Origin of the sequence: Bradyrhizobium sp., assembly GCF_035309285.1 — a bacterium.
GTDB lineage: Bacteria > Pseudomonadota > Alphaproteobacteria > Rhizobiales > Xanthobacteraceae > Bradyrhizobium.
Map to the genome: position 1 here is coordinate 54,556 of NZ_DATGFH010000177.1, position 22,042 is coordinate 76,597.

19 protein-coding genes are annotated in these 22,042 nt (G+C 61.5%); 17 read left to right on the top strand and 2 right to left on the bottom strand.

All coding sequences use genetic code 11. The annotated features are described in order from the left end of the window. Nucleotides 1-70: 70 nt before the first annotated feature. From VKR55_RS32395 to VKR55_RS32420, 6 genes are all read left to right on the top strand, one after another. Nucleotides 71-1,813, top strand: coding sequence for an HAD hydrolase family protein (locus tag VKR55_RS32395; RefSeq protein ID WP_324409477.1), 1,743 nt, complete (start codon nucleotides 71-73; stop codon nucleotides 1,811-1,813). Further along, nucleotides 1,810-2,955 carry a phosphoribosyltransferase-like protein gene (locus VKR55_RS32400; protein WP_324409478.1) on the top strand — a complete coding sequence of 382 codons (1,146 nt, stop codon included), beginning with the start codon at nucleotides 1,810-1,812 and terminating at the stop codon, nucleotides 2,953-2,955. The genes VKR55_RS32395 and VKR55_RS32400 overlap by 4 nt, the downstream gene beginning before the upstream one ends. Before the next feature lie 9 nt (nucleotides 2,956-2,964). Next, on the top strand, nucleotides 2,965-4,878 hold the full coding sequence (locus tag VKR55_RS32405) for a hypothetical protein (protein ID WP_324409479.1): 1,914 nt from the start codon (nucleotides 2,965-2,967) through the stop codon (nucleotides 4,876-4,878). Between the two features lies 1 nt (nucleotide 4,879). Next, nucleotides 4,880-5,995 (top strand): hypothetical protein, encoded by a 1,116-nt coding sequence (locus VKR55_RS32410; protein WP_324409480.1) that lies wholly within the window; start codon nucleotides 4,880-4,882, stop codon nucleotides 5,993-5,995. Beyond that, complete coding sequence (locus VKR55_RS32415; protein ID WP_324409481.1) at nucleotides 5,992-7,104, top strand: PfkB family carbohydrate kinase; 1,113 nt, start codon at nucleotides 5,992-5,994, stop codon at nucleotides 7,102-7,104. The genes VKR55_RS32410 and VKR55_RS32415 overlap by 4 nt, the downstream gene beginning before the upstream one ends. Before the next feature lie 215 nt (nucleotides 7,105-7,319). Continuing rightward, the gene (locus tag VKR55_RS32420) at nucleotides 7,320-8,009 is read left to right on the top strand and encodes a hypothetical protein (protein ID WP_324409482.1); all 690 of its coding nucleotides are present in this window, start codon (nucleotides 7,320-7,322) and stop codon (nucleotides 8,007-8,009) included. A 186-nt stretch (nucleotides 8,010-8,195) separates the two neighbouring features. On the opposite strand, the gene VKR55_RS32425 is transcribed toward VKR55_RS32420, so the two are convergent. After that, nucleotides 8,196-10,796, bottom strand: a complete 2,601-nt coding sequence (locus tag VKR55_RS32425) for a DEAD/DEAH box helicase (protein ID WP_324409483.1) — start codon at nucleotides 10,794-10,796, stop codon at nucleotides 8,196-8,198. Nucleotides 10,797-11,360: 564 nt separating this feature from the next. Between VKR55_RS32425 and VKR55_RS32430 the strand changes: the two genes are divergently transcribed. Beyond that, nucleotides 11,361-11,639 carry a hypothetical protein gene (locus VKR55_RS32430; protein ID WP_324409484.1) on the top strand — a complete coding sequence of 93 codons (279 nt, stop codon included), beginning with the start codon at nucleotides 11,361-11,363 and terminating at the stop codon, nucleotides 11,637-11,639. 54 nt (nucleotides 11,640-11,693) lie between these two features. Here the strand turns inward: VKR55_RS32430 and VKR55_RS32435 are convergent, their stop codons facing one another. Next, nucleotides 11,694-12,692, bottom strand: a complete 999-nt coding sequence (locus VKR55_RS32435) for an alpha/beta fold hydrolase (RefSeq protein ID WP_324409485.1) — start codon at nucleotides 12,690-12,692, stop codon at nucleotides 11,694-11,696. 385 nt (nucleotides 12,693-13,077) lie between these two features. Here VKR55_RS32435 and trbB point away from each other — a divergent pair, with 385 nt between their 5' ends. From trbB to VKR55_RS32485, 10 genes are read left to right on the top strand one after another with little or no spacing between them, the layout of a single operon-like run. After that, nucleotides 13,078-14,067, top strand: a complete 990-nt coding sequence (gene trbB / locus VKR55_RS32440; protein ID WP_324409486.1) for a P-type conjugative transfer ATPase TrbB — start codon at nucleotides 13,078-13,080, stop codon at nucleotides 14,065-14,067. Further along, nucleotides 14,064-14,375, top strand: a complete 312-nt coding sequence (locus VKR55_RS32445) for a TrbC/VirB2 family type IV secretion system protein (RefSeq protein ID WP_324409487.1) — start codon at nucleotides 14,064-14,066, stop codon at nucleotides 14,373-14,375. Before trbB ends, VKR55_RS32445 begins: the two co-directional genes overlap by 4 nt. Further along, complete coding sequence (locus tag VKR55_RS32450) at nucleotides 14,372-14,644, top strand: VirB3 family type IV secretion system protein (protein ID WP_324409488.1); 273 nt, start codon at nucleotides 14,372-14,374, stop codon at nucleotides 14,642-14,644. The genes VKR55_RS32445 and VKR55_RS32450 overlap by 4 nt, the downstream gene beginning before the upstream one ends. Nucleotides 14,645-14,655: 11 nt before the next feature. Continuing rightward, nucleotides 14,656-17,091 (top strand): conjugal transfer protein TrbE, encoded by a 2,436-nt coding sequence (gene trbE / locus VKR55_RS32455; protein WP_324409489.1) that lies wholly within the window; start codon nucleotides 14,656-14,658, stop codon nucleotides 17,089-17,091. Further along, nucleotides 17,088-17,813 (top strand): P-type conjugative transfer protein TrbJ, encoded by a 726-nt coding sequence (gene trbJ, locus VKR55_RS32460; protein WP_324409490.1) that lies wholly within the window; start codon nucleotides 17,088-17,090, stop codon nucleotides 17,811-17,813. Before trbE ends, trbJ begins: the two co-directional genes overlap by 4 nt. An 11-nt stretch (nucleotides 17,814-17,824) precedes the next feature. Continuing rightward, complete coding sequence (gene trbK-alt, locus VKR55_RS32465; protein ID WP_324409491.1) at nucleotides 17,825-18,061, top strand: putative entry exclusion protein TrbK-alt; 237 nt, start codon at nucleotides 17,825-17,827, stop codon at nucleotides 18,059-18,061. A gap of 3 nt (nucleotides 18,062-18,064) precedes the next feature. Beyond that, nucleotides 18,065-19,192, top strand: coding sequence for a P-type conjugative transfer protein TrbL (gene trbL / locus VKR55_RS32470; RefSeq protein ID WP_324409492.1), 1,128 nt, complete (start codon nucleotides 18,065-18,067; stop codon nucleotides 19,190-19,192). Then, nucleotides 19,189-19,875 carry a conjugal transfer protein TrbF gene (gene trbF / locus VKR55_RS32475; protein WP_324409493.1) on the top strand — a complete coding sequence of 229 codons (687 nt, stop codon included), beginning with the start codon at nucleotides 19,189-19,191 and terminating at the stop codon, nucleotides 19,873-19,875. Before trbL ends, trbF begins: the two co-directional genes overlap by 4 nt. Further along, nucleotides 19,875-20,858: a P-type conjugative transfer protein TrbG gene (trbG, locus tag VKR55_RS32480; protein WP_324409494.1), complete on the top strand. Its 984-nt coding sequence runs from the start codon at nucleotides 19,875-19,877 to the stop codon at nucleotides 20,856-20,858. The genes trbF and trbG overlap by 1 nt, the downstream gene beginning before the upstream one ends. Further along, the gene (locus VKR55_RS32485) at nucleotides 20,840-22,033 is read left to right on the top strand and encodes a TraB/TrbI/VirB10 family type IV secretion system protein (protein WP_324409495.1); all 1,194 of its coding nucleotides are present in this window, start codon (nucleotides 20,840-20,842) and stop codon (nucleotides 22,031-22,033) included. The genes trbG and VKR55_RS32485 overlap by 19 nt, the downstream gene beginning before the upstream one ends. The last annotated feature ends 9 nt before the right edge of the window (nucleotides 22,034-22,042 follow it).

Sequence of the window (22,042 nt, forward strand, 5' to 3'; positions counted from 1 at the left end):
AATTGGGTCAGGCGGATCGCTGACGAGTGCCCACGTCCTTGCGGGTTTGCATCAGCAATGGACGGGACGCTTGGCAGCCGTCGCCACACCGTTGGAAGCGGTCAGCGAACCGCTCGATCCCGGCATCGCAACGTGGCTGTTGAGCGCGGGTGGCGGAAATGTGGATATTCTTCGGGCTTTCAACGTTCTCGCCTCGAGAGAACCACGTCAGTTGGGCGTCCTCTGCGGTAAGTCCCAAAGCGCCTTGGCCGATGCGGCCCGAGAACATTCATTCGCTGACTTATTGCTCTACGAGCCGCCGGCCGGAAAAGATGGCTTCCTGGCAACCAACTCGCTCCTCGCTTTCGCTGCAGTTCTTACAAGAGCCTATGTGAGCGAATTCGGCGGAAATGACCGTTGGATTGAGGGGGCGGCGGCAATCGAGCGACTCTTAAAGAACAATACGATTTGGGCGGACTGGGAATTGCAGTGCTCTTCACTCTGGGGGCGAGGCACCACGCTCGTGTTGCACGGGACGTCGACCCGAATAGGTGCGGTCGATCTGGAATCGAAATTCACCGAGGCTGCGCTTGGAAATCTCCAGGTTGCCGACTTCCGCAATTTCGCTCATGGCCGGCATCACTGGCTAGCCAAGCGAGCTGACGCGACAGGGATGCTCGTGTTTGTGGGACCGGAAGATGCCGATCTCGCCAAGAGGACGCTCGCGCAGATTCCGCCGGAGATTCCTCGGGCGGTTTTGACGTTCGACGCACAGGAATCCACTCTGCCGATCATCTCCCTGATCTGCGCCCTGCGCATCACGGGATGGGCAGGACAGGCTCGCAATATCGATCCCGGTCGCCCTGGCGTACCTGAATTTGGACGAAAACTTTACAACTTGCCGCTGCCGAGGATTGTCGGATCCAAAATGCCTTACGCGTCGATCCAGCAAGCGACGGCGATTGCGCGCAAGTCTGGTATTTCTCTCGAGCGACTCTTCGCGCGCGGCGAGCTCGATCGCTGGAAGAAGGCGCTCGTTGCGTTTAAGGGACGGTTGGCAGAAGCGGCCTTTCAGGGCGTGATCCTTGATTACGATGGCACCGTTGTCGACAACCGCAATCGATTCGAGCCTCCGCACCAGGAGATCGTCGCCGAGCTTATACGGCTGGCGGAATCCGGCGCGAGACTAGCGATTGCAACAGGTCGTGGAGCGTCGGTTCGGCGGGATTTGCAAAAGTGCCTGCCGCAACCACTATGGTCACGTATTCTCATCGGATATTACAACGGTGCAGAGATTGCAGGCCTTGACGATAATCACACGCCTGACGGCACAGAGGGAACGTGCGACGCTCTCGCGCAGTTGGCGAAGGCCCTCCGCACCCAGCCCGAACTGATCGATGTTGCGACGCAGACCGATCGGCGCTTCCAGATTACCTTGGAGGCAAAGTGCTTCCTGCCTGAGAACAGGCTCTGGGATCTCGCGCATGAGGTCCTCCTCATGACCGCCTTGGACCACGTCAAAATCACGAGATCAAGTCACTCGATCGATATCGTTTCAGAGGGGGTCTCGAAGCGAAACGTCATCGAACGCATGCGAACTGAGGGCAGCGGCTGGCTGTTGACGATCGGCGACCGAGGGCGTTGGCCGGGTAATGATTACGAACTATTGCGCGAACCTTACGCGCTTAGCGTCGATGAGGTGAGCGTAGACCCACAGACTTGCTGGAATCTGGCGCCGGTCGGTCAGCGCGGGGTCGCTGCAACCGTCGCTTATCTCAAGTGCTTACGGCCGGTTGGCGAACACCTCCGTTTCGATGTGTCGGGCCTCGCATGAATCAGGAACTTGGTCTGAAAATTCTTGGACAGATCATGGCGTGGAACGACGATCGCGCTCGCGAGGAGTTTGCGTGGCTGCGTCTGATGGCGCGCCTGAAGTATGATGGCTATCGCGACTTTCAGGCCGGGATGCGCTTCATCGAAAGTTTGGCCACATGGTTACAACAATTTAGACCCGACGAGCGAGAAACCGCTTATGCGTTCGTGAGGCACGCTCTCGTTTACATCGGACCGAGCGAGATGCAGCGACTGGTGGAGCAATTCTATCCGCGCACCGTTCGTTCTCGGCTCGTGCACACCATTGCTGCTAAGCGTAGCATGCCAACGTACCGGGTCTTCGCTGACAAGGACGCTGTTGCCGCAGCGGAACGTTTGCGGCGTCAGACGTTATTCATGGGTTTGAGCGATGGCGCCCGCATCGACATTCTACGGCATTCCAACGTGGGCTTAATCAGCAACGAGCAGCTTGTTCCCTCAATCCAGGTCGATCGGGAAAAATGGCAGGACCTGCTTGGCAATCTGCGTCGCGACCTCAATGATCCGAAGGCATGCTTCCGTCTCGTGTACCTCATTGACGATTTCATGGGGACTGGCACGTCATTTCTCCGATACAATTCAGAAAAGCAGAAGTGGACCGGAAAGCTACTTCGGTTCAAAGATTCGGTGGACTCTGCAGCCGCTTCGCTGGACGGCGATCAAATCTTGTCGGACGATTGGGAGCTTTGCGTGCACCATTATGTGGGCAGTGCGGCAGCAGCTCAGGTGATCAGCGAGCGGCAGCAACAAGCCCAATCCAGTTTGACTGTAGATGGCTGGGCAAAGGCCGTTCATTTCTCGTTTGGAATGCAATTGCCCAACGATTTGCCAATCGATTCGGTGCCGGGCCGCTTCGATAGTTTCATCGCTCTGACTCAGAAATATTATGATCCAATTATTCGCACGCGACACACCGATGTGGGCGGGGCAACCCACCTCGGCCTTGGTTACGGTGGTTGCGCCCTCCCCCTGATTCTCGATCACAACACCCCCAACAACTCAGTGGCTCTTCTCTGGGCCGAGACGGATGGCGGCGATCACGAGGGCACGGTCGCGCCGCCGATGCGACCGCTGTTTCGTCGACGGCAACGGCATGGCGGGTAAGGTAGAGGAATGGCCAATCCGTTCGAAAAGCGCGCGACCGAATATCTGAGAGACGACGAAGCGTTTTTGGCGGTTGTCACGCCCGAACCGTTGGCAACGTTCTTTCAGAAGCCCGCCATGGAAGGCCGATTGTACGATCGGCTCGCAGTCATTATCGGCACACCTGGCAGCGGCAAGACGACGCTCGCGCGCCTGTTCCAGTTTCCAACGCTGCGAGCGCTGCTGCGCAACCGCACGTTAACAGCCTATAAGCCGCTCATTGATACGTTGACGTCTTGCGGCGCAATAGAAAATGAACGCCCAACGGTCGTGGGCGGCAGGGTGCCGCTCGAGGGAGAGTACAGAGAGTTCTGGGAGTTTCCGTATCCGGAAGACCTCAAGACCGGATTGATGATTGCCCTGCTCCAGGCCCGCACGGTGCTAGCGTGGCTGAGGAGTTTTGGAGCTGCTGGCGTTTCTCTTGAGCAGGTGGAGATTGTCCCTCGGGCCGATGCGGACGCTGCACTGACGGCCATTGGTGGTGTTAAGGCGACCGACCTACTGGCGCGCGCGCGCGAAGTCGAATTGGCGATCTACCGAATCTCGGCTGCTCTGATGCCGCCTGAGATTTCGGAAATCGACAGCGAAGCTGCCGCTGCCTATCGGCCCTTCGATGTCATCGAGTCGTTCCGGATCGTCGAAGATAGTGTCGTCTCGTTGTTGCGTCCATTGGTGATCTTTGACGATGCGCACAGCCTGCATCCGTCTCAGCTAGCGGCGCTTCGGCGTTGGTTGGCCCGACGCGAACTCAAGGTCGCGCGTTGGATTTTGACCCGACTCGACGCCCTTACCCCTGCAGACGTGTTGATCGAGCAGGCGCCCGGCGAATCGCCGGAAGAGCCAGGACTTAAGCGCGCGCGGGAGATCACCGGTATCTGGCTGCAGAGTGGCGATGACCGTCTCAATCAGCGGCGCGCCTTTCGCAAAATGGCGAAAGACATGGCGGGCCGTTATCTGCGGCATATGGAGGTGTTCAATCGTCGCGGGCTCCACAATTTGGGCGACCTGCTGTCAACTGAACCCGACCCAATCGCTGCGGGCAAACGCGAAAAGTTGGCGAAACAGGTCGATACCCTTCAGCGACGATATGCTGTTACCCCAGAGCGGCGGCAAGGATTGGAAGCGGAGATCGCGTCTTATCTTCAGTCGGCCGGCGAAGATGGCGAGGACCTGCGACTCGCAATGCTATCAATCCTGCTGGAGCGCTACGCGAAGCGAATCCCGCAACGCGGATTGTTTGACGAACATGATGCCACCGACGCTGAACCCAGCCGCCCGTTGACGGCCGATGCTGGGGTCGCCGACGGCGCGCGCATCCAGCTGCTTCACCGGCACGATCGCCCCTATTTTTTCGGCATTGATCCGCTCTGCGATGCAAGTTCGGAAAATGCCGAGCAATTCTTGCAGCTGGCCGCACGGTTGGTCTCGCAATCGGAAACCCAACTCATTCGTGGCAAGCCTCCAATGCTGGCAAGTGGTGTGCAGCACAAGCTGTTGCGCGACCGCGCCGCGGAGATTGTGCGCGACTGGGATTTTCCTCAGCATCCGCTCGTTCGACGGCTTGCGGACGCCATGGCGAGCGAATGCCTGAACAAGAGCCTCGAAGGGAATGCCTCGCTCGGTGGCGGCGCCTCCGCTATCGGCATTCCCCAAGAAGAGTTTGATGCTATTCCCTCGAATTATCCCGATCTCGCACGAGTGCTGCAATTCGGCGTTGCGTATAATGCGTTCGTCTTAGTTCCCAATCACGGGACCAAGAAAAAGATCTGGTGCCTGATCGAGCTTGGAGGTGTCTTGCTTTTGCACCATGGGTTGACGTTGAAGCGCGGGGGCTTTCTGGAGCGGCGGACCGATGACCTTATCCGTATGCTAGGCGAGATTTGACATGTTGCGCCCCTGTCGCTGGGATCCCTGCATCTCGCATCGCGCCGACGAGGTGGACAAGTTCATTGCGGACTATTTCGGGAGCGGCGGCAAGAACGTTCTTTTCATTGCCGGCGCCGGTTTCGACCCGCGTTCGACTGCCGTGATGGCTCGCTTGACCAAGACGGCCGCGACGATTTCCGGATTACTGATGCAAGAAAATCGGCCGCGACCGGCTCAGAATCTGGTCGTGCGCGCGACAAACAACACAACGGCGATGACGTCGCTCCTTAAGACCTTTGAGGTCGTGCCGATTGAGATTTTTGGCGTGGACGGTGCCGTGGTCGGCGGTCGGAACGCCGTGACCGTCGTTAACCGTCAGTCGTTTGACAACATCACCGACGTTGTCGTCGACACCAGCGCGTTATCTGTCGGCACAAGCTTTCCGCTCATTCGCTACCTCGTGGAACGAATTGAGCGCGGAAAAGGCCCGCCCAATCTCCACCTCTTTGTGGCCCACGATCCAACGCTGGATGCAGCAATCCAGTCGGTCGGGAGCGATGCGCCCGGCTATGTTCACGGATTTCGCGGCGGGTCGACCCTCGACGGATCAGCGGGTGCGGCAAAGCTCTGGTTGCCACAATTAGCATCGGGGCGGCGAGCCACCTTGGGCCGCCTTCACGATTTCGTTGCACCTCACGACACCTGCCCGATCTTGCCGTTTCCGGCCAGCAATCCCAGGCTTGGCGATGAGCTGGCGGAGGATTATCTAACGGAGTTGGAGATCGGATGGTCGGTGGACGCGCGCAATATCGTCTATGCGGCAGAGGACGACCCCCTCGACCTCTACCGGACGATCCTCCGATTGGATGACCTCCGTCGACCGGTTTTTGAGGAGGTCGGTGGTTCGTTATTGGTTTTGTCACCGGTTGGCAGCAAGGTGATGGCGCTCGGCGCCTTATTGGCTGCCTTGGAACGTGACTTGCCGGTCGCATACCTTGAGTCGATCGGGTACGATCTGGATGCGTCAGTCTCGCAGGCCAGTGAGTCGCCGCACCTCGTGCACGTATGGCTTGAGGGGGACGCATATCCACAACCCAGGCCACCGCTTCTGAGCGAAAGGACGGCAATTCGATGAGGGCTGGCGAGCAACGACCGCAGGTATTTGGTACCGGCTTGATCGCGCTAGATCTGGTTATGAGCGCGAATCCCGCGGCTCCGGTTCGTTCGTGGGCGGGTGGGACATGCGGCAATGTTCTGTCGATTTTGGCTTATCTTGGCTGGGACGCGTTCCCGATCGCTCGTCTCAACGGCGATCCGGCTTCTCAACGGGTCAAGCAAGATATGAAGCGCTGGGGTGTGCGGTTGGATTTTGCGGGCTGCAAGCCAACCTCGCATACGCCGATTATCATTCAGGAGATTCGGCGCGGTCGCGATGGCAAACCAATACATCGGTTTTCATGGACGTGTCCTCACTGCGGGCAATGGCTTCCGGGCTTTAAGGCGGTAACGAAGGAATCGGTAGAGGCGGTCGGGCCAAGCTTGGTGGAATGCAATGTTTTCTTCATGGACAGGCTTTCGCGGGCCGCGTTGACGCTTGCCGCAGAGGCATCCGAGCAAGGCGGGATTGTCGTATTTGAGCCGTCGGGTAAATCCGATCCAAAGCTCATGGCAGAGGCCCTAAAGCTCTCGCACATCGTAAAGTATGCGGATGAACGTCTGACCGCCGTCGGGGGAGCCATGGCGCGTGGGTCAGCAACATTGCTTGAGATTCAAACTCTCGGGTCCCGAGGACTCCGTTTCCGCCATCGCTTGGGAGGAAGTGTATCTGATTGGAAACAACTTTCGGCGATCACCCCGCCGAGGTTGGCTGACACCTGCGGGTCCGGCGATTGGTGTACTGCTGGGTTGATCGCCAAGATCGGCAGTGGGGGCCAGGTTGGCCTTCGGAAGTCAGGCGTAAGGGGTATTGAGGCTGCGCTTCAATATGGACAAGCGCTTGCCGCCTGGAATTGCGGGTTCGAAGGCGCAAGGGGTGGAATGTATGCTGTAGAGCGCTCTTTGTTTGACGACCAAATTGATGCGGTCGCATCCGGCCGACCCGAAACCGTTTTGGTCGAGTCGCGGCGAGTATCACGGAGCAATCGCCCCGTGGTCTGCCCTGCTTGTCCACCGGATGTACCGAAGAAAGTGTTCCTGTCCTCGCGTGGACTAAAACAAATGGCGGCAAAGGCATCAGCGGCATAACTCGGCGTTACACCTGGACACATCAAATCTACGCATTACTGGCATTGGCGTCGTCAGGTATTGTCGCCTAGACATTAAGACATTGGCGGTGTTGGCAATCTCTACCCTTTCGATAGCAAACGCCCCCACTTCGGGGGCTTGATGTTACAAAGTAACAGCTCGCCCTGAAGTTGATTGCCAACAATTAATTTAAGCCGGATTTCTGAAGCTGCTCCATGGCATCTGCGGTTGCACACAAACTGCCTGTACCGTTGTTCATAATCCCGACAGCTTGGCCGCACTACATACCCGGCATTGCAACCAGGGAGTGGGGAGATCCCCAGACGACCATGTTCAGCCGAAACACCATTCGGTACGCGATTGTTGCTGCGATTTTCACAATGGGTACGTCGCTCGCATACGCGAACGGCTTGCTTCCCGACATCACCGTTCGTAAGAATCTCAGTGTTGAAGTCCACCAGGACGGCGTTGGCACCACCAAAATTTCACCCAATCCTTTGAAGCCCGTTCCCGAAACTCACTTCGAGGGAAATGGCGAACTAGCGAAAGCCGGCAATGCCATCGACAAAATTGCTCGTGAGCCGCAGGAATTGCCGGGTCAGGTTCTCGATGCTGCTAAGTCTGAAATAATGAAGCAGGTCGACAAGTTCATTGAGGATCTGAAGGCAAAGGCCTGGGCCAAGTTCGAAGAGTTGAAAGCAAAGTACTTGCCGTACGTCTACCTTGCGGCTGCTGCTTTCGTTCTCATCCTCATGCTGCCCGGCTTCATTGGCGCCCTCTTCGCCATCTGGGTCGTTCGCTCGATGGACCGGCGGCGCGCCCGTAAGCAAGAGCGCCAGTTTAACAAGGCTCTGGCTGTCGTTAAGAAGCACGGCGACGAGATACAATCCAAGCTCGCCGCGTAAAGGCTAGACAAACAGAAAAAGCCGCCCGTAACAGGGCGGCTTTTTCATTTGCAGGTACAATTCAAGAGAACCGTTCCTTTTGGCGGCGGCGGCACTCCCTCGAACATCTCGCGGCGCTTAACCCTTTCGTCGCAACTCAAGCGGTGCGCTCTTGCACCGGCGTTTCGCGGGTTCGAGAATATCCGGTTATTTCTTCAATGCCTGCGCTGCATTGAACCCGGCCAAGGACCGCACAAGCCCTGCCGCGTCGTATCCTTTCGCCTCAAAGGCCGCCTGCGCTTCCGCGCGCCAGGCGAGGTCGCACTCATCGCCCATGGTTCGCCGCAACTGACGCACAACATTCAGCGCTTCCCGGGCCCAAGCGCGGAAATCAGCAAGCGGCCACAAGGCGATACCGTTAAGATGCGGGAAAGCGCCAATCTCGGCCCTCTTCACAGGCGTTACCAGGACGGAGAGAATCTCGGTGTCGTCTGTGACGTGCGTGATGGTGGCATTCGCTTTCATCCACTTCGGATGTCCATTCGCCTGGCGCGCCTTGTCGGCCCCGAGCGACGATTTCGGGTCGGCTCCTGAATGATCCTCGAACACCAGACAATATTTGCCGGACGTCCACCACGGGTCGGGCGACGCATCCGATTCATGGCGGCCTGCATCAAACCCTAGCATTTCGCCGAGGTCCTTATGCGCGACCTCGAATTGTGTCGTGTCGGCAGAGTTCAATCCGTCAAGGATCGCCTTCTCCTTCTGAGCAAAACGCGCTTCGTGCTTGGTACCCAGTTTCAGCAGCGTTGCCTCAAGGCGCTCAATCTGCCCCTGCAGGGCCTGGTTCTCTGTCGAGACTGCGGGTAGCTCGGCACGATAACGCGCAAGCGATGCAAGCCACCGAATGGCGCCGGCCGCATCGCGCGCGGCGGCAAAATGCGTGCGAGCACGCGCACTCATGCCAGCAACGCCCGCGGCTTCGCCGTATGCGGCCGCAGCACCGGCCAAGTAATTCCACAATGCACGGTAGCCCTGCAGCGATGGATCTGTGAGTACCGCGAGCACTTGCCCTGCGTTCTCGACGGCGCCCTCATAGTGTTTTTGCCATAGGTTCTTTTGGTAGTTGATCTCCGCTGTCACGACCGCCTGAAGCTGGTCGACGCCCGAAGGCCTTGCCTGCGTAGACGCATCGCGCTTGGCCAGGATTTGACGATTGACGGCCTCCCAGGCAGCATCATTGCGCAGGAAGATGTCGAAATTTTCCGCTAGGTCCGTGATCGAGACGTTGGTGGATTGGCGCGCTCCGAAATCCAATTCGGCTTGCAATTCCGGATGCAGAAAGCTCAGCCTGGCCGGGCTGTTGAGATAGTCCGTCAGTTCGCTTCCGGTCACGACGACGGCCGAATAATCCTGGAGAGAGCGCGTGCAGCGGCCAACCGCCTGCACAACCCGCGTCTGGATGCGGCCCTGGAGCAGCGCGTTCGCGCCCATCTTTGCAACGAAGAAGCGCTCCTGCGGGTTGGTCGTCCTCGGCAGACCATCAAGGAAGAGCAGTCGGCATTCGTCGCCCGGAAAATCGATGCCGTCGTAACGGTTGGCGAACACGGCGGCGGCACCGGTCGCCGTAACGAACCCGGCCTTGGATTCTTCGATCGCGGCTGCATCGAACGTGGTGATGCCGAGCGACCGGGCCTCCTGGACAATTTTGTCCTTCGTCCGGTCGTTTGGCACCAAGACAACGCTCCGCGGCACGCGCTGCATCAACGTCTGACGCAGGGTGTCCGTCTCGTCGGCATCTAACGTCATCTCGGGAAAGATAAAGAACCGGCGCCCGATACCTTGGCGGTCCCATCCCGGCGGGACGGGGAGCCTCGTGATGTTTGGCCTGCCGGTCAGGCGCTCAAGATCGCCGCCCTCGCCCAGCGTTGCGGACATGTAGATGCGTTGCCGTGCAGCCGTGAAGGGCGTGTGCGTCCACGTTGGCGGAATGAGCGGCCGCACGTAGAGCTGCTGCGGGGTGAGATAGATGTGACAGGCGTGCAAATTGTCTCGTAGAAGCCGCCACGTGTAGCGCAGATTCTCTATTAGTCCGACGTGCCGGTCGACGATACTGACAAATTCTGCCGCGATTGGCGCAAAGGCCGGTGTCGGCAATTTGTCCACCCAGGCTGCATCGGCGAGGTTGTCGTCGATCTCACCCGTGAGCCGGCCAAAATCTGTTGCATCGAGAAGCGGCTGGAACAGGTTGGACAACGCTTCATGCAACGCAGCGTGTTCGTGATCGTTGCGCTGTATGGACAGGCTCCACATCGATGCGATGTAGTTTTCGGACGCGTGCGCATCGTCGCAGATGATGACATTTGGGGTATCAAAGAACGGCCGAATATTGAAGAGCGCGCTGTAGGTGGTGACGGCGATTCTCCGGGCGGCTTGGTAGTCAGCTATGGCCGCTGCGTCGAAATCGTGTTTCGATCCGACGAACCCATGAACATTGAGGCCGTAGTGCTGTTCGGCTTGTTGAACCACCTGATTGACGAGTTGGCGGGTCGGGCAAAGAAAAACAACGCGCTCTTGGTTCTTCCGTCGAAGCCACTCCCCGATCAGGAGACCGACAAGCGTCTTGCCGCTCCCTGTCGGCAGTTGCAATGCGACGTCCGACGAGCCTTGCGCGTCCGCAACATACTTTTGCATCATCTGCCCCTGATGCAGCAGCACGCTCGGAATCTTACGCCGAGGGAGTTCCAGAAGGATTTTTTCAGGACTATCGGGTACCGCGTCGGGTGGCGGGGCGGTTTTGAAGGCCAATGTCGTTTCCTCGAATAAGTGGCGCGGCCGGGACGGTGGTTTTGGCCTCAATTAACGCGGCAGCTCAAAGAATGCCAGAAGTTACGGCCTTCTGCTCTGAGAAAAACTCCCGATTATTCAATTATTTAACGAGAGGACTGGGCGCCAGACAAGGACGCCGGGACATCTGCGCCTTGCGTTGCTCGCCACCTTGGCCCCCCAAGACCCATATGCCCCCCGACTGACGGCGCCTTGTCGGGAAGCTGTCGTGTCAAAATATGGGGGCCAATGACAGGTTGGTGGCATCATCAACGAAGGGCAGATTCCATGTCAGAGGCACCGATGACCACCCTCGAACCCGCGCTCCTTGGATTTTGGACGAAATGTATCCGGGAGGCGTCGCACTAGTCCCAGGAGGCGGTCGCGGTCGCGGCCTCCGCTGGCCTGGACGTGCGCACGATCCAGCGCGTCGAAGCCGGAAAGCCGATCAGCATCACGACCCGACGGGCTCTGGCGAGAGGGCTCGGTTACGAGAACCATGACGTCTTCCAGGATCCCACATTCATCGCCACGGTCCACGGGCTGTTGATCGATCTGCAGAACGGAAAGCGCGCGGATCTTCAGGCGCAGTTTCCGGATCATATCCACGTGCCTGTGACGCGGATCACCGGCGGTGAAGCGCTCGGCCGGCTCGCCGACATGTCCCAAGCCACGCTCCTTCATTCGGACGAGTTGCTGGTGCCAGAAGCAAAGGAAATCGCGGCATCGCCGTTCGACTACCTGCGCGACGTCGCCGATATCAGCGCCGATGCGTCCTTTACAGATAAACTCGGCTGCATCCCGGCGCAAATGCAGGTGCCATAAGGTCAGGGGCTCGACATAGCTGCGTAAGGCGCCAGATGAGGACCGGCCGGGTTCTTATGGTGGAAGCTCGCTAGGGGAAATGTTGCCAGTCTCATTGGCGTGATGCAAAAGGATGACGTTGCTGTCGCTTTGCTCGTGGCCAACCTGGATCTGAGTGCGGGCTTGCAGGCTCTGTTCGTGGCCTAGGCGCCTGCTCGCGATCCTAGCGGTTGTATAGGACCGGCGCCAGCTCCGCCGTTCGACCGCACCCAGGAAGGTCTCGAGGTGGGCATTGAACGCTGCGGGCTCTTCGAGGTTGATGGTATGGCCGGTGTTGGGCGCGATCCAGAGGCCGGCATTGGGAAGTGTCACCTTCAACATCAGATTAGTTTCGAGACAGGCCGCATCCTCGTCGCCGACGATGAGCAGGACCGGGGTTGTCATTGTTGAGAACTGGTCGCGCAGATCGTGCAAGGACGGCCGCAATGCCTGGCAACGGACGATCGTGTTCGATAGTCCCCGCCCCGATTTATCACGGAGTTGATCGGCAAAATCCTGCCAGCGCTTTGGGTCCTTGTATTTGAGCTGAATCCGGGCCGCGCTTGTTGCAATTTTTTCGGCCATCGTCGCCGGACCACGTTCGGCGAATGCGCGCGCCAGAACGGCACTCTCTCTCAACCATGCATGACGGTAGGATGGCGATGATCCTGATCCCGCGGCTGCGGAGACAATCGCGCTGACGCGGTTGGGATATCGCAGTCCGAACTGCAAGGCAGCGTAGGCGCCCATGCTGAGACCAACGACATGGGCGCGGTCGATGCCGAGCCCATCCATCACAGCCGCCATGTCATCGATCGAGCGTTCCCACCCGTAAGCTGCCGGATCCTCGGGGACATCGCTCGGCGGATAGCCACGAGCATTGTACGCGATGCAGCGATAGGCCCGTGAAAAGTAGCGAACCTGGTCTTCCCATTGCCGAAGGTCTGATCCGAGCTCGTGCGCGAAAATGATCGGATATCCATCGCCGTGTTCTTCAACATACAGCTTCGCATCGGCGGTCTCGATGTATGGCATTGTCGTTTACCTGTCCCCATGAAGTGATTTCGGAGAAAAAACAGGCGAACGATCTCGACGCAATCCCTCGCGCATCGCGATCGTACAATCGCGCAGGACAGCGCACAATTACTGCGGATTGAGCCGTGGCTACTGTCGGCGATGCGGCTCGGTGTGCGTTCCTGAGAGGGATTTCAGAACAGACAAGCGATCGCGCACAGAGAGAACCAGTCCGCAGACACGACAGTGAACGTCGCGAGCACGGCGGCGCGATCTCGCCGATCGCAAGTTTCTCTGCGCGGTTCTTCGCCTGGCTCAAGTCCCTTGTTGCGGCGCTTGCGATCATGCCTTTTCTATCCGTCCCCGACGTTCGGCGAGATCGCGCCGGACATCTTGGGGGACGGTAATGGTTGGGACCGAGCGCCACAACGAGACCGCTTCGCGCGGCGCACGCATGTTGCGCACGGCACTCGGTCCTGCCATCGCGTCCTTCCTCCAGGACGCCTCCGTCGTCGAGGTGATGCTCAACCCGGATGGCCGACTTTGGATCGATCGTCTGAAGGGTGGGCTCGAGGACACCGGCGAGCGGCTGTCGCCGGCCGACGGCGAGCGCATTGTCCGGCTGGTCGCGCACCAAGTCGGTGCCGAAGTGCATCCAGCCGCGCCGCGCGTATCGGCCGAGCTGCCGGAGACCGGTGAACGCTTCGAAGGTCTGATCCCACCGGTCGTCGCCGCTCCAGCCTTTGCAATCCGAAAGCCGGCGATCGCCGTGTTCACGCTCGATGATTACGTCGCCTCGGGCATTATGCAGCGCGGCCAGGCCGAGATGCTGCGTCTTGCCGTCGAAAGGCGCCGCAACGTGCTGGTCGCGGGCGGCACATCGAGCGGCAAGACCACGCTGGTCAATGCTCTGCTCGCCGAAGTCGCCAAGACCTCCGACCGCGTGGTACTCATCGAGGACACACGCGAGCTGCAATGCGCCGCGCCGAACCTGGTCGCGCTCCGAACCAAAGACGGCGTGGCCTCGCTGTCGGACCTGGTGCGCTCGTCCTTGCGGCTGAGGCCGGACCGGATTCCGGTCGGCGAAGTGCGCGGGGCCGAAGCGTTAGAACTCTTGAAAGCCTGGGGGACCGGCCATCCCGGCGGAATCGGCACCATCCATGCCGGCTCCGCGCTCGGCGCGCTGCGGCGGCTGGAGCAACTGATCCAGGAAGCGGTCATCACCGTTCCACGCCCGCTCATCGCAGAAACCATCAACGTCATCGTCGTGCTCGCCGGCCGTGGCTCCGAACGCCGTGTCGCTGAACTGGCGACCGTTCGCGAGCTCGGACCCAACGGCGACTACGTCCTCGGCCCCGCTCATCCCGAAGCTACGCAGCTAGGAGACCATTCATGATCCGACGTGCTTTCCGACCGTTGATTTTCGCCATCGCTAGCTTCGCCACGGCACCCGCTCATGCCGCCGGCTCCAACATGCCGTGGGAGCAACCGCTACAGCAGATCCTAGATTCCGTGCAGGGGCCGGTGTCGAAGATTATCGCGGTGATCATCATCATCACCACCGGCCTGTCACTCGCCTTCGGCGACACGTCAGGAGGCTTCCGGCGCCTGATCCAGATCGTGTTCGGGCTTTCAATCGCATTCGCGGCTAGCTCGTTCTTCCTGAGCTTCTTTTCCTTCGGCGGCGGCGCGGTGATCGGATGAGCGACAACCTTGAAACTATCGCGGGATTTCATGCGCCGGTGCACCGGTCGCTGAGCGACCCGATCCTGCTTGGTGGCGCGCCGCGCACCGTCGCCATCGCCAACGGAACGCTTGCGGCTGCGATCGCGCTCGGCCTGCGGCTGTGGATCCCGGGTCTGCTGTTGTGGGCGGTTGGCCATGCCGCCGCGGTCTGGGCCGCCAAGCGTGACGCACAGTTCGTCGACGTGGTTCGCCGTCACCTCCACTACCCCGCCCATCTCGGATCGTGAGGAGGCAAGCGATGATGAATCTCGCCGAATACCGCAAGCGCCCTGCTCGGCTCGCCGACTATCTGCCCTGGGCGGCGCTGGTCGCCAAAGGCGTCGTGCTCAACAAGGACGGCAGCTTTCAAAGGACGGCGCGCTTTCGCGGGCCTGATCTCGATTCCGCAACACCGGCCGAGTTGGTCGGCACCACGGCGCGGCTCAACAATGCGCTTCGACGATTGGGCTCAGGCTGGGCCATCTTCGTCGAGGCGCAGCGCGATACCGCCAACCGCTATCCCGAAAACCGCTTTCCCGATGCCGTCTCGGCCCTGGTCGATGCTGAGCGCAAGGCGCAGTTCGAGGAGGAAGGCGCGCATTTCGAAAGTGCGTACTACCTTACACTGTGCTGGCTACCGCCGGCGGAAGACGCCGCTCGCGCCGAAGCGTGGCTGTACGAAGGCCGCGCCAAGGGCGGCGTCGACGGCCGCGAGGTGTTGCGCGGTTTCATCGACCGCACCTCGCGTGTGCTGCAGCTCGTCGAGGGTTTTGTGCCCGATGCCGCCTGGCTCGATGACCGGGAGACGCTGACCTACCTGCATTCCTGCATCTCGACCAAGCGCCACCGCGTGCGCGTGCCGGAAGTGCCGATGCACCTCGACGCACTGCTGGTCGACGAGCCGCTCGCCGGCGGGCTCGAGCCACGGCTCGGCAGCCAGCATCTGCGCACGCTTTCGGTGATCGGATTTCCGACCGCGACGTTTCCCGGCGTGCTCGACGAGCTCAACCAGCTCGCCTTCCCTTACCGGTGGGCGACGCGGGCGATCATGCTGGACAAGACGGACGCCACCAGGCTGCTGACGAAGATCCGGCGGCAATGGTTCGCCAAGCGCAAGTCAGTGGCGTCGATCCTCAAGGAGGTCATGACCAATGAAGCCACGACACTTCTGGACACCGATGCGGCGAACAAGGCGCTCGATGCCGACGCGGCCCTGCAGGAACTCGGCAGCGACACGATCGGCGAGGCCTATGTCACAGCGACGCTCACGGTCTGGGACGCCGATCCGCGCACCGCCGACGAGAAGGTGCGGCTCGTGGAAAAGGTCATCCAGGGCCGCGACTTCACCTGCATCGTCGAGACCGTCAACGCGATCGAGGCCTGGCTCGGCTCCCTGCCCGGCCAGACTTACGCGAATGTCCGGCAGCCGCCGATCTCGACGCTCAATCTCGCCCACATGATTCCGCTGTCCGCGGTGTGGGCGGGGCCGGAACGGGACGAGCACCTCGGTGCACCCCCCTTGTTTGTCGCCAAGACCGAAGGCTCGACCCCGTTCCGGTTCTCGCTTCATGTCGGAGACGTCGGCCACACGTTGATCATCGGGCCGACCGGTGCCGGCAAGTCGGTGCTGCTGGCGCTGATGGCGCTGCAGTTCCGCCGCTATGCAGGGTCTCAGGTGTTCGCCTTCGATTTCGGCGGCAGCATCCGCGCCGCGGCCATCGCCATGGGTGGAGATTGGCATGATCTCGGCGGCGCGCTGTCCGACGACATCTCGAACGCCGTCGCCTTGCAGCCGCTCGCTGCGATCGATGAGGCAGCGGAGCGCGCCTGGGCCGCGGAATGGGTGGCGGCAATCCTGGCCCGTGAGGGGCTCACCGTCACGCCGGACGCGAAGGAGCATTTGTGGACAGCGCTGACCTCGCTTGCCTCGGCCCCATCCGGCGAACGCACGCTGACGGGACTCGCCGTATTGCTGCAATCGAGCACGCTGAAGCAGGCGTTGCGGCCCTATTGCCTCGGCGGTCCGTTCGGCCGGCTGCTTGACGCCGAGGCCGAGCGGTTGGGCGAGGCCGACGTGCAGGCGTTCGAGACCGAAGGCCTGATCGGGAGCGCCGCGGCGCCGGCGGTCCTGTCCTATCTATTCCACCGCATCGAAGGGCGGCTCTCCGGCGCGCCGACGCTGCTCATCATCGACGAGGGCTGGCTGGCGTTGGACGATACCGGCTTTGCCGAGCAGTTGCGCGAGTGGCTGAAAACCCTGCGTAAGAAGAACGCCTCCGTGGTGTTCGCGACCCAGTCGCTTGCGGATGTCGCAGGCAGCGCGATTGCCGCTGCGCTGATCGAGAGCTGTCCGACGCGGCTGTTCCTGCCTAACGAACGCGCGATCGAGCCGCAGATCACGGCGGTCTATCGCCAGTTTGGCCTCAACGATCGCCAGATCGAGATCATCGCGCGCGCGACGCCGAAGCGCGACTATTACTGCCAGTCGCGGCGCGGCAACCGGCTGTTCGAGCTCGGCCTCGGCGAGGCAGCGCTCGCCTTCACTGCCGCCTCATCCAAAACCGATCAGGCCGCCATCGCGGATCTCCTGGCCGCCCATGGCGCGGACGGGTTCGCCGCAGCCTGGCTCGCCCGCAAGGACATCGCCTGGGCCGCCGAACTCCTTCCCACTCTCGCCCCGGAGGCTTCCCTATGATCCGTATCCGCTCGATCGTGGCGATTCTGTCGATCGCCCTTCTCCTGACGGTGGGTCCGAGCTCGGCCCAGATCCAGGTCTTCGATCCCGCCAACTATGCGCAGAACCTTCAGACCGCAGCCAATACGTTAAAGCAGATCAACAACCAGTTGACCGCGCTGCAAAACCAGACCCAGATGTTGCTGAACCAGGCGAAGCATCTGGTGAGCCTGCCGACCTCGCTCGTCAGCGCCATTGACCAGACGTTCACGCAGACGCAGAACATCCTGCGGAATGTCGACCGCATCGCCTACGACGTGCAGGCGATCGGCCAGGCGTTCGCGAGCTACCAGCATTTCAATGCGTCGCAGAGCGATCAACAGCTCATTGCGCTTGCCCAAGGGCGCTGGCAGACCTCGATCAACGCCTTCCAGCATTCGCTCAGCGTCGGCGCCACCACCGTCAACAACCTCTCCGCCACGCAGACGCAGACCGGAACGCTTGTCAGCGCGAGCCAGTCGGCCGTCGGCCAATTGCAGGCGACACAGGCCGGTAACCAGTTGCTCGGCGTCCAGTCGCGACAATTGTCGGACCTGACCGCGCTGCTTGCCGCGCAAAGCCGTGCGGCGGCGCTGGAGCTGGCGCGCAAGGCCGCCGCCGAGGACCAGGCGCGCGAGCAGACCAGCCGCTTCCTCAACAACGGCCAAGGCTATCAGCCCCAGACCGCGCAGATGTTCCATTGAGGATGGCGAGCATGCGTCAGTGTGCTGCGATTTCAAGTCTGTTGCTCGCCGCTGCGCTGAGCGGCTGCACCATTCCGCTTTCGAGCTGGAGCAGCCGTCCCCCGGTCTCGCCCGACGACGGCGCGGCCCTCGATGCGCGGTTGACCCGCTGCGCCGCGCTCGGCGTCAACGCATCCGCCGACGCCGATTGCCAGAACGCCTGGGCGGAGGCGCGCCGCCGGATCCTGCCTGTGCCACCGGAGAAGTGAGCGATGAACAATACCGGCGTCATCGACCAGTTTCTGAATGTCTTCACGCAATATATTGATTCTGGCTTCGGTTTGGTCGGCGGCGACGTCCGCTGGCTGAGCACGACGCTGATCGCGATCGACATGACGCTCGCCGGTCTGTTCTGGGCGATGGCCGGCGAGGATGACATCCTCGCGCGGCTGATCAAGAAGACCCTTTATGTGGGTTTCTTCGCCTTCGTGATCGGCAACTTCAACAGCCTGTGCAAAATCGTCTATCAGAGCTTTTCCGGGCTCGGGCTGGAGGCGGCCGGCTCCACACTGTCGGCGCAGACGCTCCTGCAGCCGGGCAAGCTGGCACAGGTCGGCATCGATGCGGGAAAACCGATCCTGGCCGCCGCCTCCAGCCTGACGGGCTATGTCTCGATCGTCACGAACGCCATCCCGATCTTCGTCCTGCTGGTCGCCTGGGTGGTGGTGGTTCTCTCCTTTTTCGTGTTGGCGATTCAGCTCTTCATCGTCCTGCTCGAATTCAAATTGACCACGCTGGCGGGCTTCGTGCTGATCCCGTTCGCGCTGTTCAACAAAACCGCGTTCCTGGCCGAGAAGGTGCTCGGCAACGTCGTCGCCTCCGGCGTGAAGATCCTCGTTCTCGCCGTCATCGTGGGGATCGGCTCGACGCTTTTCAGCCAGTTCACGCAAGGGTTCGGTAGCAACCAGCCGACGATCGAGGATGCGCTCTCGATCATGCTCGGCGCGCTGTCGCTATTCGGTCTCGGCGTCTTCGGCCCGGGAATCGCGACCGGTCTTGTCTCCGGCGCACCGCAGCTAGGCGCCGGCGCCGCCGTCGGCACGGCGCTCACCGCCGGCGGGCTCGGGGCTGCGGCGGCGCTTGGCGCGGGTGCTGCCATCGGCGCAGCGGGCTCGGGCCTCGGGGCCGCGGCGCGAGGCGCATCGCGGCTTTCTGGTTCTGCCGCAGTGCCCGCCACGGCGGCGGCTTCGAATTCGATGTCGCCATCAGGTCCTCCTGCCTGGGCGCAGCGGCTGCAGCGCGGCGCGCGCCACGCCAGTCGGGCGGCGCTCCATGTCATCCGCTCCGAGGGCCAGGCCGGCGCGAATTCCGTGTCCCTCGATCAGGAGGATCGCCGATGAATCCGTTCCGCCGGCCGAGCGTCCGCTACGGTAGGACACCCGCCCCCGAGACGCCGTACCAGAAGGCTGCGCAGGTCTGGGACGAACGCATCGGATCGGCGCGGGTGCAGGCGCGCAACTGGCGGCTGATCGCGTTCGGCAATCTCACCCTCGCTGCGGGATTGGCCGGAGCCCTAGTGTGGCAGGCGACGCGCGGCACGATCGTGCCGTGGGTGGTGCAGGTCGATAAGCTCGGCGAAGCACAAGTGGTGGCACCGGCGAACGCCGATTATCGGCCTACGGACGCGCAGATCGCCTGGTACCTGGCGCAATTCATCGAGCAGGTGCGCTCGGTTGGCGTCGATCCCATTATCCTGCGGCAGAACTGGCTCAAGGCCTATGACTTTGTCACCGACCGCGGCGCGCTGGCGCTGAACGATTATGCCCGGAATGGCGATCCGTTCGCGAAGATCGGCAAGGCCCAGGTCGCGGTCGACGTGTCCAGCGTAATCCGCGCCTCGCCGGATTCGTTCCGGATCGCCTGGGTAGAACGCCGCTACGAGAACGATGCGCTCGCGGCGACCGAACGGTGGACCGCGATCGTCACTGTCGCCATCGAGACCCCGCACGACGCCGACCGGCTGCGCAAGAATCCGCTCGGGGTGTTCGTCCATGCCATCAACTGGTCGAAGGAGCTCGGCTGATGCGGCTACCACACGTTATTCTCTGTGCCCTCTCCCTCGCCGGCTGTACCGCCAACGCGTGGAAGCCGCCGCAGATCAGCTACGACGAACTCGAGCCGGCCGTCTTGGAGGCCGATCCGCCGAAGCCGATTGAGGTGGTAGAGGTGCCGAAGCTGCTGCCCCTTCCCGGTCAGCTCAAGCCGATGCCCGGCAAATCGAGCGCCGCGCCGGAAGCGAAGGATCCGAAGGAGCGCGTCGCCAAAGCCAACGATGCCGCGCGGGTGCAGCCGACGCGGCATGGCTACCTCAATGCGGTGCAGGTCTACCCATTTGCCGACGGCGCCCTCTATCAGGTCTATGCGGCGCCGGGCGAGGTCACGGACATCGCCTTGCAGCAAGGCGAGCAGCTTGTCGGCTCGGGACCGGTTGCCGCTGGCGATACTGTGCGCTGGGTGATCGGCGACACCGAGAGCGGCGCCGGCGCGTCCAAACGCATCCACATCCTGGCCAAGCCGACGCGGCCCGATCTCGTCACCAACCTCGTCATCAACACCGACCGACGCACTTATCTACTGGAGCTGCGCTCGACCGAGAAGACCTATATGGCCTCGGTGTCTTGGCAATATCCGCAGGACCAACTCATCGCGCTGCGGCGACAGGCCGAGGCCGCCGAGGCGGCGACGCCGATCGACAGCGGCATCGACATCGGCAAGTTGCGGTTCCGCTATGCGATCGAGGGCGACAATCCGCCATGGCGGCCGACGCAGGTCTTCGATGACGGCTCAAAGGTCTATATCGAGTTCGCACATGGCATCGCGCAAGGCGAGATGCCGCCCTTGTTCGTGATCGGCAGCGATGGCGGCACCGAGCTCGTCAATTATCGCGCGCGGCAGAACTACTACATCGTCGATCGCCTGTTCGCAGCGGCCGAGCTGCGTCTCGGCGGCGACAACCAGCAGAAGGTCCGGATCGTGCGCAGCGACGGGTGGAAGAAGCCGTGGTAACCGAACCCCATGTCACGCGAGATGATCAGCTCGCGGCTGAGCTACGGCTGCGGCCCGAACGGCCGCCAGTGACCCGGTTGTCGCGCCGGGTGCTCGCGACGCTCGGCGCCGTGGCCACAGCCTTAATCCTTGGCGCGCTTGTATTCGCGCTGCAATCGCCCGGCCGCCGTCAGGAGAGCACCGAACTTTACTCGACCGACCACAAAACTACGGCCGACGAGCTCGAGAAACTTCCAAAGGACTATGCCGGCCTGCCGCAGCCGGTGGCGCCGCGGCCGATCCCCCAGCTCGGCCCTCCCCTTCCCGGGGACCTCGGCCGCCCTATCCTCAACGCCCAAGGCGGCGCCCCGTCAGCCGACGAGCAACGCGTCGCGCAGGAGGATGAGGCCGCGCGGGTGAGCCGGGTGTTCGCGACCACGAATGTACGGCAGGAAACGTTGCCAATCGCGCCGCCTCCAGCGGCGAGCGGTGTGCCGGGACTTGCGCAAGCGGCCGACAATAAGCCGCCGATCGATCCGGGTTCGCTGCAGAACATGCAGGATCGGAAACTTGCGTTCCTGAATGCCGAGACCGACAAGCGCACGGTGAGCGAGGGGCGGCTGGCGCGGCCAGCGTCTCGCTATATCGTGCAGGCCGGATCGGTGATCCCGGCGGCGCTGATCACTGGAATTCGCTCAGACCTGCCCGGCGAAATAACAGCGCAAGTCACTGAGAACGTCTATGACAGCCCCAGCGGAAAATTTCTGCTGATCCCCCAGGGGGCTCGTCTGGTCGGCCAGTACGATAGCCAGATTTCGTTCGGGCAGAGCCGCGTGCTCCTCGTGTGGACGCGCATCATCATGCCGCACGGCACGTCGATCGTGCTGGAGCATCAGCCGGGCGCCGACAGCGCGGGCTATGCGGGGCTCGAGGACGAGGTCGACTATCACTGGGGCAATCTCGTCAAGGCGGCGGCGATCTCGACCCTGCTCGGCATCGGGAGCGAACTCGTGCTCAATAGCAATAACGCCGTGGTCCAGGCGTTACGCACCGGTGCCGAAAACACCGTCAACCAGACAGGGCAGACATTGGTGAGCCGGCAGCTCAGCGTGCAGCCGACCTTGACCATCCGGCCGGGTTTTCCAGTGCGCGTGGTGGTTAACCGCGATTTGATATTCGCACCATACAAGGGCTGACGGAGGAGG